We start from the raw sequence: 14,085 nt of genomic DNA on the forward strand, positions 1-14,085 counted from the left end.
GTTTATAGTGTTTTTGGGGCTGTGCAGTAGTACGCTAATGGCACAATCCAAAAAGGTTCAGCAACCTATGGTTAAAGCTGATACCGTTAAAAAAGCTTCGCCGTTAAGTAACATCATAACAAAGAATACAGAGAGCAAAATAGGGTTAATCAGTATTCATAAAACGGGTGATAAGTATTATTTCGAAATTCCTGATTCAATATTAAAACGAGAGTTATTAGTAACTAACTGGTTGGTAAAAGTGCCGGGTGGTAGTCCAAAGTTTGGTGGTGAGATGATGGGCCAAAAAACGATCTGTTTTGAAAAAGGATTCAATAATAAGCTGATGTTGCGAGTGGTAGATGTCTTTACCAAGGCCGACTCAAGCAATGCCATTTCAAAAGCCGTTGAAAATTCAAATGTTAACCCTATTGCAACGCTTTATGATATCAAAGCAAGAGGTGAAAGTGGTAAAAGCTCAATCATTGAGGCGACAGATTTTCTGAAAAATGAAAATTCTTTCACAATGATAGGACCTGAGGTTAAAAGCAGGTTGGGACTTAGCTCAATGGCTGCAGATAGAAGCTGGGTGAAAAGTGTAGCTGCGTATCCTATTAATGTGGAATTAAGAATGGTACGTACCTATGGAGCTTCAGGTGCACCTACGAAAGGCCCGGGCGGTCGTGATATTCCTGCTACAGAAGCGGCCAGAATCGCAGGAGCCGTAACACTTGAAGTATCAACTTCTATTTTACTAATGCCGGAAAAGCCAATGATGGGTCGCCATTTCGATATGCGCGTAGGCTATTTTGCTGATAATGCTGGCTACATTCCAATCGCTGATGATCAACAAAAAATTGACGGTAAAACGTTTATTGTTCGTTATCGTCTGGAGCCTAAAGCTGAGGATATGGAAAAATACAAAAGAGGTGAATTGGTTGAGCCAAAAGAGCCAATTGTGTATTACATCGATCCGGCTACACCTAAACAATGGCGACCGTATCTGATTGCAGGTATCAACGACTGGAATGTCGCATTTGAAGCTGCCGGTTTCAAAAATGCCATTATTGGTAAAGAATGGCCTGAAAATGATACCACCATGAGCCTGGAAGACAAACGTTATAAAGTGTTGCGCTATTTGCCTTCAGATGTTGCTAATGCATATGGCCCGAATATCCATGACCCAAGAAGTGGAGAGATTTTAGAAGGTTACATTGGTTGGTTCCACAACGTAATGAGCTTGGTGCATGATTGGTATATGATACAGGCAGGTCCAAATGATCCCAGAGCGCGTACAATGAAATTTAGCGATGAGTTAATGGGTGAGTTGATCCGATTTGTATCCTCGCATGAAGTGGGCCACACCTTAGGTTTACGCCACAACATGGGTAGCAGCAGCTTAACTCCTGTTGAAAAATTAAGAGACAAAGAATGGGTTGAAAAACACGGTCATTGTAACTCAATTATGGATTATGCCCGTTTCAATTATGTTGCTCAGCCAGAAGACAGCATTGGCTCTGCAGGGATTATGCCGCGTATTAATGATTATGACAAATGGGCCATTAAATGGGGATATACCTACATTGGTGCCAAAGATGATGAAGAGGATAAGAAAATTGTATCAAAATGGATTGTTGACAGCTTGGCTGCCAACCCTAGATTATGGTTTGGTGGTGAAGGAATGAATCATGATGGGCGTTGTCAAACGGAAGATATGGGTGATAACAGCATGAAGGCGAGTGAATACGGTATTAAAAATTTGAAATACGTAATAGCTCACCTTCCTGAATGGACTAAGGAGGAAAATGATTTAAATAAAAATCTAACCCAAATGTACATTCAGGTTGTAACTCAATATAGACGCTACGTGCAACATGTTGTTGGAAACATAGCCAGCACGTACGAAACCATTAAAACGCCTGATCAACCTGGTGATTGTTATGCTCCGGCTCCAAGAGAAACACAAAAGGAAGCGGTGGCTTTTTTAAACAAACAGGTTTTTGAAACCCCAAATTGGTTGCTGGATGAAAACTTGCTAAATAAAATTGGCAGCCCTGCTCGTATCGGCTCTGTTAGTACGGTTCAGGAAAGTACGATAATGCAGTTGACAAGTGATAGGGTGTTCAATACCTTAAACATGGCGGAACAGCGTTTCGGTAAAGGAAAGACCTATTCGATGGTTGAGTATTTGTCGGATTTAAAAGCTGGCATTTTCAGCGAATTAAAAACCAATAAACCAATCGAGATTTTCCGTCGTGATGTACAGAAGTTTTATATCCAGGGTCTTTTTAGAGCATTGCAGGAATCTGAAAAAGGAGAGAATATCGTTGCTCTGTTAATGATGCCGAATGCAGCGGAAGAGCAGCCTGTTACTGTGGGTACTGACGTTGGTCCTATACTGCGTTTGCACTTGGAGAATTTACGAAAAGAGATATTAGCTGCTGTTCCAACTATAAAAGATAAAGACTCAAAAGAGCATTTGTTGTTTGTAGCTGAGAGAATTAAAAAAGCTTTAAAATAATCCTCCAATAAACCTTAATTAATGCCCGGCCGTAAGGCCGGGATAAATTAAATCTAGGAGAAGAAATAGTAAGATGAAATTGTTGCTGCCATTCCAATGGTTTCAGATAAGAAAACAAGAGACCATTGGAACTACGTGGTGTAGCAGATCAAATCAGGACTGGAAAAACGTTTCTAAAAATTGAAAAGGATGTTTAAATTCAAAAGCATAACGGCCATAGTGTTGACTACACTAGTCAGCCTAGCGGGAAATGCGGCACCTAAAAACACGACCCTTACCTGTAAGGTTTATAATCATGCCGGAAGCGCTGTTTCTCTATATAAAGTGGAAAACGGCGAAGCAAAGCGCCTGGAGTTTAGACGTCCCGGTAACATGGATACCTGTCGGTTTTCAATCGACATGGAAAAAGAAGGTATTTACTTGATTCGTAAAGGGGCCTCCAAGCAATCAGCTTTTAACTATGTTATTTACCTGAAACCGGGAGATAATAAAACCGTAACTATTTATAATAGTTTTGTGGCAGTTGATTTCGACAGTTGCAAAGTGATCAGCCCCAATAGTGAAACTGTGTCTTTGCAAAAATGGACTGACTTGTTTAACAACTACTGTAAGCAAGGGCTCTTCAGAAACAAACGCGACCAATATGTTGCAGATTATAGCATCTTGGTAAAGCAGGCAGAGGAGTTAAAAAGAAAGGCGGTATCCAAAAATCAGTACTTTAATTATTTATTTGCTTCTAAAGTAAATGCAGAACTCCTATATGCTAAAGCCGCGGCTTTTTTCAATTACGGAGAACGCATGAATGGTGATGTTGACACCAACTCACTAAATAAGACTTTTTACCAGGCCTTAGGTAAACAAAAGTTCACAAATGCCTGTGTATTGCAGTCAGAGCATGGTTTACAATTGGTGAAATACTGGTTAGGTTATAAACTGTTTTTGAAACTAGGGCAACAGGAAAAAATGTTAGCCGCTTCTTTTATTGAAAAGGCGAATGCTATTAGTAATGATTCCATAAGAAGGGCTTTTATTCTTGACCATATGGAAGGAGTTACCAATTACGAGCAGTTTAAAGCCGATATACAGCCCTTTAAAAAGCTTTTTAATACGGCAGAGACGAAATTAGTTTATCAGCATAAAGAAGATGAACTAACGGTATATGCCAAGGGGGCGCCTGCCTATAACTTTTCGTTAACTGATACAAAAGACAAAACCGTTTCTCTATCAGATTTTAAAGGAAAGGTAGTGGTATTAGATATATGGGCTATGTGGTGTGCACCATGCCTGCAGGAAAAGCCTTTCTTCCAAAAGATAGAAGAAGAATATAAGGACAGGGGTGATATCGTTTTTATTGGCGTATCGCATGATGGAGTAGCAAGAAAAGAAAATTGGAAACAATTTGTTGCCAGGAAAGGATGGGAGGGGATAGAGTTGATTGCTAATTATAACGAGTCAATTGGCAAGTATTATAAAGTTGAAGGAATACCTCGCTTAATGATATTTGACAAAGAGGGCAAAATTGTAACCGTAGATGCTCCCCGTCCTTCCAGTCCGGAGTTTAAAAAATTAATTGATCAAACACTGAAAACTTCTGATCGTGTTACCAATCCTTAAAAAATTTTTATCCTTTATCATTTGTTTGGCTATTGTTACTGCTGCTAATGCGCAAGACAATATCCACTTTTTAACTGGAACGATTACTGAAAAGGTAAATGCTGAGCTTCATGTTTTTAAGATCGTAGATAACAAGCTGCAACGGTTGGCGCAATATCCTATTACGCCAGATAATAAGAGTTTTGTATTTGCTATACCAAAAAATGCAGACGCTGCTTACCGGTTTCAATTGAATCTGCTAAAGCCGAATGGCAGGCATATGAAGGTTGAAAAGATCTTTGTTCTTCCATTGTCGCTTAATGCCAATCAAAACTACCTATTAAACATTACGCCGTCTAAAATTGATACGGCTAAAAAAGTGGGATGGGTATTAAAACAGGATTTCACAAAACCGACTACTGCTTTAATAAGCGGGAGAATAGTGAACCTGAAAATGAATACGACGCTTTCTCTACAAAAAGTAGTGAATGGTGAGTTAGAAGAGATTGGCAGTTTTGCTACAACGGGTGATAATCATTTTGAAATTGGCTGCCAGGTGAAACAAGAAGGGTTTTATTATCTTTCTACACTTCGTTCTCGTACCAGGATTTATATAAAGCCCGCCGATAAACTGGAAGTAACTATTGATAATAAAACGGGTGAGCTGTCTTACGCTAACGGATCACCAGAAATGCAGCAGCTATATAAATGGCAACAACTGATTTTACCAATCACTAACTATGGCTATAATATTTCCATGCCACCTTCAGACTCTATTGATCTGAATGCCTATATCAATACTAATGAAAAGTTGCAGCCGGCTTTGAATGCTTTTTCTAAGAACTTAGATCAAACAAATCCTCGTTTCTTAAAAGCATTTAATTATGCTATGCAAGTAGACAGGGAGTTGGCTCCCATGAACTTGTTATATTATTTATCTGTTCCAAAAGTAAAAGGGTTTAGGCCAAGGCCAAAAGAGTTTAATGAGGTGCCACCTTTTTATACGCAATTGATTCAGCCGGGCAAATTCGGAAATGCCTCTATTTTAGTGCTTGGAGAGGCAAGGCAATTCATGAATTTATATGCTAAACTCAACCTTGCGCTATTGTCTAAAGAGGAGAGAGGAAAGCTATCGCAAAGCGAAAAGCTTAGATTGATGATGAATAGCATATCCAATGATACGCTGAAATCAGTTTTATTTACTGATCTAATGGGGCAAATAGAAGTAAATAATCTTAGTGAGTTTAGGGAAACTTTTGAGCCGTTTAAGAAGTACGCAAAAACGGGAGAGGCTAAAGCTACTTATCAAAGTATCTATAACTTATTCAGTGACGATACGGCCTTCATTGGTAAATCGTCTTACAACTTTACGCTTCCCGATACCAGTGGACGGATGGTGAATATGAAGGATTTTAAAGGTAAAGTGGTGTTTATTGATGTATGGGCAACCTGGTGCGGCCCCTGTAAGGAACAGTTCCCTTTCTACAAAGAGATCGAAGAAGAATATAAAGACAATAAGAATATTGTTTTTGTGGGTATTTCTATTGACCGTGAAAAAGATCGTGAAAAATGGCTCAATATGATTAAAAAAGAAAGCCTGGGTGGTTTACAACTACTGGATGATACAGGGAAAGCATTTGCCAGACCTTATCAAATTAACGCTATACCACGGTTCCTGTTGATAGATAAACAAGGCAAGTGGATTGAAATACGTTGTCCTAGACCTGAGTCAAAAGAAAACCTGAAAAGATACCTGGATAAAGCATTAAGTGAAAAACCATAAGCTAATATGCCCGAGAAGATATACAGTAAAGTTTTAAGCAGCGTGTTGTGTAATAGGTAGTGCTAGCATCTTTTTATTTAACTTGATCCATGTGAACGGGCCCTTTTAATGGGCCCGTTTTTTATGAAACATATCTGCACAATTGTACTATCTATCATCATTCTCATAGCTCACAACTCACCACTTATCCCTGCATTTCCCTTCTTTAAACTGTCATCTGCCAACTGCCAACTCCTCTTATGGCTGTTTTGCTTGCAGCTTGTGGCTTATAGCTTGCAGCTTCTCACGTTTCACCTTTTCAAAAAAAGTTCTGAAAAGAATGTGACGTTTTCAATCGAGCGGGTTCTTACTAATGCCATAGGTAAATCCTGTAAAAATTTGGTCATTTAAATTGATGCATTGGTCAATTGCTTTGTGAGGTTTGTCCCATCGTTAAATTCTGAGACCAGTGTTAGTCTAATTTAAGTTCTATGCATCCAATGGGATAACAACAGGTGCGCCTATCCAAATCTTTAGAAACAAAGTCGGTGTTAACAACGGAAAAAATAAATGATGATAAAAAGCTACTTGAAAGCATTGCCGAAGGTGATGAACAAGCGTTTCTGATGCTTTTTAAAAGATTTGCGCCCCTGATACGGCCCTTTGCCCGTCACATTACCCATTGTGAGAAAGGGGCCGAAGATATTTTACAAGAGACCTTTATGCGGGTTTGGCTGTACCGGGATAAACTACCTGAAATTCATAATCTTAAAAGCTGGATTTTTACAGTAGCGGCGCATGAATGTATGCGGTACATGCGCCAAAAATTAACGTACGAGAAAAAAGTCAAAGAGTCGGAAACGCACTCCTTAAAATCGGAGAACACTTCTCCTTTAGATTTTGTCCAACTAAACGAAATTAACGGGGTTGTAAAAAAGGTTGTAAATGCAATGCCGCCACAACGAAAGTTGATTTTTCAGATGAGTCGGGATCAAGGTCTTAAGCCATCAGCCATTGCAAACCATTTAGAACTGTCAGTAGGTACAGTAAAAAATGTTTTGTCCTTAGCACTTAAAGAAATACGTGAACATCTGGTACGTTCCGGTATTCCATTAAGTATCCTTCTTTACCACTTCTATTATTTTTTTTGAAAATCTTATTTCAGGATGTGACGTTTTTCTTTTAGCCGGTTCTTATCAATAAGTATGGGCTGTACAAATAAGCATAGTCGCTTTTTAAAGCCCAGACGCTAAAGAATGGAACCACAGAAAATACACTATTTACTAGAACAATATATTGCAGGCCAATTAACGGTAAATGAGCAAAGCGAGCTTTATCAACAACTACTGTTGCCTGAAAACAATGACTTGGAAAAAGTCTTTCTTGATTATATAGAGAAAGGGGCACAGTGCCCTGAACCGCTAGATGATGACCAGCTTTTAAGCATATTCAGACAAATAGTAAGTACAGATAGGTTAGGAGAGGCTGATGCTGAATTAAGTAAAGTAATATCCCTCTATCACATTCCCCTATGGCGCCATTGGTGGGCCGCTGCTTCCATCATCATTTTATTGGGCATCGGGCTATACTTCTTTATGTCTGACTCCTATTCCAAGACAAGAGATAATAAGGCATTAATACAGCCAGTAATTCCACCGGGTAAGGAGGGTGCCATTCTTACTTTGGCTAATGGGCATCAGGTATTACTCGATAGCCTAGGGGGCGGAGTAGTGGCCTATCAGAACGGTATGGCAGTGGTACTGGAAAAAGGACAGTTGACCTATGATGCGAACGGATTGAACAATGCCGAAACTGTTTTTAATACGATGACCACCCCTAAGGGGCGACATTTTATGCTGATGCTGCAAGACGGTACCAAAGTTTGGCTGAATTCTGCCAGCTCCTTGCGGTATCCTACTTCATTTACCGGTTCAGAACGTAAGGTCTTTATTACAGGTGAAGCCTATTTTGAAGTAGCTAAGGATGCAACCAAGCCTTTCCGCGTAATGGTGAACGGTAAGGCGGAAGTAGAAGTGATCGGAACGCATTTCAATATCAATGCCTATGAGGATGAAAGTATTCTTAAAACCACGCTACTGGAAGGTGCTGTAAAAATATCGCCAAGCGTACTGTCAACGTCTGCTGTGGTGCTGAAGCCTGGGCAGCAGGCACAGCTTATTCAAGCACAAATAAACGTAGTGGACGATGTAAATGTAAGTAGCGTAGTGGCCTGGAAAGACGGCTTGTTCAACTTTGAAAATATGTCCCTCTCCGAAGTGATGAAGCAGCTGGAACGATGGTATGATATAGAGGTAGTCTTTGAGGGTGCTGTTCCGGATGTAGAGTTCTATGGGGAACTAAGTCGAACAAATACATTGACCGAAATCCTGGAAGCTTTCAAGGAAGCCGATATAAAATTCAGATTAGAAGGAAGAAAGTTAGTGATACTCAAATAAGGCACTGAATCCCCAACAAACGACAATCACAGGGAAGCCTAATCGGGAATGGTCCGTTAGGATCAATTAATTAACAGAACTAACATCTATTAATAAACCACAAACCAAACGTCTATGCAAAAAATTGCTTGTTGGTGCAGTATGGTCAATGGAAAGCTGCGAAGTCCCTTTAAAAGACTGAGTGGCGTGAAGTTGGCTGTTCTGCTGCTCACTGCTGTACTCTTTAGTGTGTGCGGTCCACTTCGCGCGCAGTCGGTAAGTCTTTCCGGACAGAACTTGCCGCTCAAAAAGGTATTTGCCGAAATCAAAAAACAAACCGATTATACGGTTTTTGGCCGAAAGGAGTTGTTCCGTGAAGCCAAGCCCGTAACTATATCGGTTCAACTAATGCCGCTGTCAGCTTTCCTGGACCTGATCCTGAAGGACCAGCCCCTGCAATACCGGATCAATGGAAAAGAAATTTTTTTATCCCGAAAAACAACCACGGCTGCTGTTCTACCGCAAGAGCACCCGGCTAATAAGTCTGTAACCATAGGCGACCCCATTACGGTTACAGGTACTGTTTATGATGCTGAAGGCTTGCCCCTTCCCGGCGTTTCTATTCTTCTGAAGAACGCTAAAGGGTCCACTATAGGTATGGCTGATGGTAATTTCAGCATTCAGGCACATACAGGGGACGTATTGCAGGTAAGCTATGTAGGGCATGCGCCGCAGGAAGTTACTATTTCCGGAAGCCGTCCATTATCCATAAGGCTGAAGCCCTTGGGTGAACAGATGGGAGGAGTGGTAGTAACAGGTATCTTTAACCGTCGTTACGAAAGCTTTACCGGGGCTAGCACCCGCATTACCCGCCAGGAGCTGATGCGCAATGGTACACTGAATGTATTTCAGAGCTTGAAAAGCATTGATCCTTCACTCAATATTTTCGATAACCTGTTGACAGGTTCCAACCCTAATAAGATGCCCGAGATGCAGATTCGTGGTACGTCTTCTTTTCCCGATCTGAAAGGCCAGTATACCTCCAACCCCAACCAGCCGTTGTTCATCGTGGATGGTTTTGAAATGACCATCGAAAAAGTGAACGACCTGAACATCAATCGCATTGAGTCCATTACCATCCTGAAGGATGCTTCCGCCAAAGCTCTTTACGGTTCTCGGGCGGCCAATGGGGTAGTGGTGATTGAAACGGTTAAGGTAAAACCTGGCGAGTTGCGTGTGAGCTACACCGGTACTTATGGTGTGGAAATGCCCGACCTGACCAGTTACCACTTGACCAATGCCCGCGAAAAGCTGGAACTGGAAAAACAGCTGGGAGCATACGACCGTACCCAGCCTGCAGCAGAACTGATTCTCGACAGCCTTTACTACGCTAACTTGAAAGAAGTTGAAAGTGGTGTGAATACTTACTGGCTGGCACAACCGGTGCGCATGGGTTTCAACCATAAACAAACAGTTGGTTTAGAAGCTGGTGATGAGCGCCTGCGTGCAGGGCTTACTTTCTTTACCGGAAATACTGAGGGGGTAATGAAAGGCAGTGAGCGTCGTAATATCGGAGGTGCTTTTTCATTAGTGTATCGTCATGGTAAGGTGCTGTTTCGCAACCTGTTTCAATACACAGGGGTAAAGGCGGCCAACTCGCCCTATGGCGACTTTTCTGATTATGCCCGCTTGAATCCTTATTGGAGAAAAGATAACGAAGACGGGACTATCCGTAAGTTCCTCGGCATTGGACCAGTATACACAGAATCAGTGTACAATCCTATGTATAATGCTACACTGAATACTTCTTCTACCTCAGAGTATACCGATGTAACCAATAATACTTATTTGGAATGGACGGCTAACCGCAACTTCAAGGTGGTAGGCCGTATTGGTTTTGTAAATACCGTTAAGGGATCGGAGGAGTTTTTCCCAGGTAGCCATACCAAGTTCCTTAGCCTTACCGGCGATAATCTTTTCCTCCGTGGTACCTATGATAAAGGAACAGGAAAGGCCTCTATGGTCAGTGGTGATCTGAATATGAACTATTCAAAAAGTTGGGGTAAGCACCTGGTATTTACCAACGTAGGTGCCAACATCCGTGAAGACAATGAGGAGAGCTACTTGTTTTCGGCTACTGGTTTTCCCAATGACCGCATGAACAATATCATTTTTGCCAAGCAGTATGCTCAAAACGGCAAACCAACAGGAAGTGAATCCATCAACCGCGAGATCGGTGCACTGGGCTTGGCCAACTATTCGTATGACAACCGCTACTTTGCTGACCTGTCGGTGCGCACCAGTGCCTCTTCTCAGTTTGGTGACCAAAGCCGCTGGGGTTCATTCTGGGCTGCTGGAGCGGGATGGAATCTCCATCGCGAGTCGTTTTTAAAGAACATCCGTTCTCTCGATATGTTGAAGCTGAGAGGCTCAGTAGGGTATACCGGTTCGCAGAATTTCAACTCCTACCAGGCCATGCTGCTATACAACTATTTTGTAGATAATTCCTACCAGGGCTTACTGGGTACCTACCTCAATGGGCTTTCAAACCCCGCCCTGAAATGGCAGGAAAAACTGGACTATAACGTAGGTGTCGATGCCAGCTTGAAGAACCGCCTGAACCTGCGCCTTGACCTATACCGCTCTATCACTACCAACCTGTTAACGGATATTACTACGCCCCCGTCCCTTGGCTTCGATTCATATAAGGCCAACCTTGGCGAGTTGGAGAATACCGGTGTGGAGTTTAAGGTAAACTACCGTATGCTGGTGAACAACGCCAACCGTCAATCACTGAACTTGTTTGTTACCGGTATTTCCAATAAAAACAAGATCCAGAAGATATCTAATTCACTGAAAAGCCTGACCAGTTCTCAGGACTCATTATCTAAAACGGTGAATCGTCCGGTGATCCGCTTTGAAGAAGGCCAATCAATGGATGCCATCTGGGCTGTACGCTCCATGGGGATTGATCCGGCAACCGGCAAAGAGATTTTCGTGAAAAAAGATGGTACGCTAACTGAACTCTGGGATCCTGCTGATAAAGTGGTAGTTGGGATCAATCAGCCCAAGCTACTAGGCAACTTCGGCGCCAACTTCGAATACAAAGGCTTTACAGCTTCGGTGGTAGCAGGCTTCCGTATAGGTGGACAGATCTACAACCAAACATTGGTTGACAAAGTAGAGAACGCCAAGTTGAATTATAATGTGGACGAGCGGGCGTATTACAATAGTTGGAAGAAGCCTGGCGACAAAGTATTGTTCAAAAATATTGGAACTGTTAATGCAACTACGCTGGCCACATCACGCTTTGTACAGGACCTGAGTGAACTGAATATTTCGGCAGTTAATGTAGGCTACGACTTTTACCGCCATGCTTTTGTGAAAAAACTCAAAATGCAGCGCCTGCAGGTGATGGTGAACATGAATGACATCCATCAGTTTTCCACCGTGCGCATCGAAAGAGGAACCTCTTATCCATTTGCCCGATTCGGTTCCGTTACCGTAATGGCCAATTTTTAAGAGAGAATATTCAATTAATAAAAAGAACTGGTTAACATGAGAAATAAATTAATCGTAGGTTTCTTGGCAGTACTGGTGGTACTATCGTCCACCTCCTGCAAAAAATGGCTGGATGTACAGCCCCGCACTAAGATCAAGTCCGATGTGCTGCTGCAAACCGAGCAGGGTTATCGCGATGCACTGATCGGCTGCTACACGTTGATGAAGTCACAGTCGCTCTATGGTCGAGAACTGACCTTTGGCTTTATGGACGCCGTAGCCGCGCAGTACGACGTATTCAACAACAAGACATACAACAGTGTGTCGCAGTTCCGATACACTACTGACGCCAACGTGCGCACACAGATCGACAATATGTGGTTACGGATGTATAATGTAGTAGCCAATGTAAACAACATCTTGGATCACATCGATCAAGATAAGGCCATCTTTACTGGCAGCAATTACGATATCATTAAAGGTGAAGCGTTGGCCTTGCGTGCGTTTATTCATTTCGACCTGTTGCGACTGTTTGCCTCCGTCGATTTAACAAAGCCTGCCATCCCATATGTAAAAACGTTATCTACACAGGTCGTAAGTTCTTCAACCGGAGACGAAGTAGTGTCCCTGGTGCTGCAAGACCTGGAGGCAGCTGCCGCAAGACTAAACGCCGATCCTATTCGCCAGGGTAACAAGTTGGTGTATGGTGCTGACGAGTTTATGAATAACCGTCATCAACGTCTTAACTACTTTGCCGTAAAAGCCTTGGCTGCTCGCGCCTACTTGTGGAAGGGCGACAAAATCAAAGCATTAGAGAACGCAATGGAAGTGATCAATGTGGCAGACCAGGTTTTCCCATGGATCAAAACTTCCAACATTTCAGCCACCAACGACAAGGACAAAGATTTTACCTTTTCTACCGAGAACATTTTTGCCTTGAACGTGTATGACATACGCACCATTGCCAATGCCTGGTTTATATCAGCATTCCCTGATGTTCAGTTGCAGCGCAGTTCGTTCAACTACGAGCAGATGTTTGAGAAAACCACCGTGGGTGCTAACGATTACCGCCTGCTATTTACATCAAAGCTGGTAGGTTCCAACTACATCGTGTACAAGTATTACCAACCCGATAATTATACTGCCAGCTATGCCTCTATGATCCCGTTGATGCGTCGATCTGAGATGAATTATATCGCTGCCGAGTGTAACGTAGGAGTGAATAACCAAAAGGCCATCGATTTCCTGAACACCGTGCGTGCCAACAGGGGTATCACTACGCCGCTAGCCAGTACCCTGACTGATGCACAGATTACCGCCGAGATACTGAAAGAATACCGCAAGGAGTTTCAGGGTGAAGGACAGCTTTTTCACTACTGTAAGCGAACTAAGCAGGCCAAGTTCCCGGCCGCTTTTACAACGCTTACCGACGTACACTACGTGCTACCAAAGCCCACCAATGAAATTGAATTTGGAGGATAGGTAGTAGTCAACCCATTTCTAACATTAAATCGATTCTATTTATGAGAACGGTATTACAATCACTGACAGGATTGCTTTTGGGTGGGATGTTATTCAGCTCCTGCGCCAAAAAAGATATAGCCATTTACAGCAATGACCCCCGGTTATTTTTCCAGATTCCCGGTTCGGGAAGTATTGCCCTGCGCGATTCGCTGATGTATTCCTTTCCGGCTAAGCCCAATGTGGGCGAACAGGATACGCTGTGGTTCAAGGCCTGCATTATGGGAGAAACTGCTCCCTACGACCGTGAGATCGGTATTAAGATTAACCCTTCCTCTACCGCTCGTGAAGGAGAGCATTTTAAGTTTGAGCGCAAAGTGTTACCGGCCGATTCTTTCTCGGTAAGGTTACCTCTCGTGGTTTACCGTAAGGGTTTAAAAAACACGTCGGTGCGCTTGGAGATTGAAGTGGCTGAGAACAAGGACTTCAAGGTGGGTTACGAACGCTACAAGAAAGCCATCTTTATCTGGGGCGATATGTTCTTGAAGCCCGATATCTGGGATAAGTCTAATTATAAAACAGCCTTTGGTGAATTTACCCAAACACGCTACGCATTTATTCTAAAGGCTTGTAACATCACCGAACTACCCGACCCGCTGAACCTGCCCATGTTGGGTTATTATAATGCAATGGTGCGTAAAGCCTTGCTCGATTACAACAACACCCCAGGCAACACTCCGCTAACCGATGAACTAGGCACGGTAGCGTTCCCAATTTATAGCGGTATCGGCGGAGCAGGCTAAAATCACAGAGAGAGAGATCAAACATTCCCA

At 42.6% G+C, this 14,085-nt stretch carries 8 protein-coding genes; all 8 read left to right on the forward strand.

The window, feature by feature from the left end; genetic code table 11:
- The first annotated feature begins 37 nt into the window (after positions 1-37).
- The 8 genes from SY85_RS24765 to SY85_RS24800 all read left to right on the forward strand — a co-directional run bounded on the left by SY85_RS24765 (position 38) and on the right by SY85_RS24800 (position 14,055).
- Positions 38-2,500, forward strand: a complete 2,463-nt coding sequence (locus tag SY85_RS24765; protein ID WP_226999103.1) for a zinc-dependent metalloprotease — start codon at positions 38-40, stop codon at positions 2,498-2,500.
- 189 nt (positions 2,501-2,689) lie between these two features.
- Positions 2,690-4,114, forward strand: a complete 1,425-nt coding sequence (locus SY85_RS24770; protein ID WP_066409060.1) for a TlpA family protein disulfide reductase — start codon at positions 2,690-2,692, stop codon at positions 4,112-4,114.
- On the forward strand, positions 4,098-5,876 hold the full coding sequence (locus SY85_RS24775; RefSeq protein WP_066409067.1) for a TlpA family protein disulfide reductase: 1,779 nt from the start codon (positions 4,098-4,100) through the stop codon (positions 5,874-5,876). Before SY85_RS24770 ends, SY85_RS24775 begins: the two co-directional genes overlap by 17 nt.
- 527 nt (positions 5,877-6,403) lie before the next feature.
- Positions 6,404-7,006, forward strand: a complete 603-nt coding sequence (locus SY85_RS24780) for an RNA polymerase sigma factor (RefSeq protein WP_066409069.1) — start codon at positions 6,404-6,406, stop codon at positions 7,004-7,006.
- 105 nt (positions 7,007-7,111) lie between these two features.
- Positions 7,112-8,311 (forward strand): FecR family protein, encoded by a 1,200-nt coding sequence (locus SY85_RS24785; protein WP_066409071.1) that lies wholly within the window; start codon positions 7,112-7,114, stop codon positions 8,309-8,311.
- 114 nt (positions 8,312-8,425) lie between these two features.
- A complete protein-coding gene (locus tag SY85_RS24790; RefSeq protein WP_082886692.1) occupies positions 8,426-11,812 on the forward strand; it encodes a SusC/RagA family TonB-linked outer membrane protein in 3,387 nt (1,128 codons plus the stop codon).
- A gap of 36 nt (positions 11,813-11,848) precedes the next feature.
- Positions 11,849-13,273, forward strand: coding sequence for a RagB/SusD family nutrient uptake outer membrane protein (locus tag SY85_RS24795; RefSeq protein ID WP_066409073.1), 1,425 nt, complete (start codon positions 11,849-11,851; stop codon positions 13,271-13,273).
- Between the two features lie 41 nt (positions 13,274-13,314).
- On the forward strand, positions 13,315-14,055 hold the full coding sequence (locus SY85_RS24800; protein WP_066409075.1) for a DUF4843 domain-containing protein: 741 nt from the start codon (positions 13,315-13,317) through the stop codon (positions 14,053-14,055).
- Positions 14,056-14,085: the final 30 nt, after the last annotated feature.

Origin of the sequence: Flavisolibacter tropicus, from assembly GCF_001644645.1 — a bacterium.
Lineage (GTDB): Bacteria > Bacteroidota > Bacteroidia > Chitinophagales > Chitinophagaceae > Flavisolibacter > Flavisolibacter tropicus.

What these genes read in the sequence shown, in the direction of transcription:
- SY85_RS24790 (WP_082886692.1), top strand. Translation starts at nt 8,426, where the DNA reads ATGCAAAAAATTGCTTGTTGGTGCAGTATGGTCAATGGAAAGCTGCGA.
- SY85_RS24765 (WP_226999103.1), top strand. Translation starts at nt 38, where the DNA reads ATGGCACAATCCAAAAAGGTTCAGCAACCTATGGTTAAAGCTGATACC.
- SY85_RS24770 (WP_066409060.1), top strand. Translation starts at nt 2,690, where the DNA reads ATGTTTAAATTCAAAAGCATAACGGCCATAGTGTTGACTACACTAGTC.
- SY85_RS24795 (WP_066409073.1), top strand. Translation starts at nt 11,849, where the DNA reads ATGAGAAATAAATTAATCGTAGGTTTCTTGGCAGTACTGGTGGTACTA.
- SY85_RS24800 (WP_066409075.1), top strand. Translation starts at nt 13,315, where the DNA reads ATGAGAACGGTATTACAATCACTGACAGGATTGCTTTTGGGTGGGATG.
- SY85_RS24785 (WP_066409071.1), top strand. Translation starts at nt 7,112, where the DNA reads ATGGAACCACAGAAAATACACTATTTACTAGAACAATATATTGCAGGC.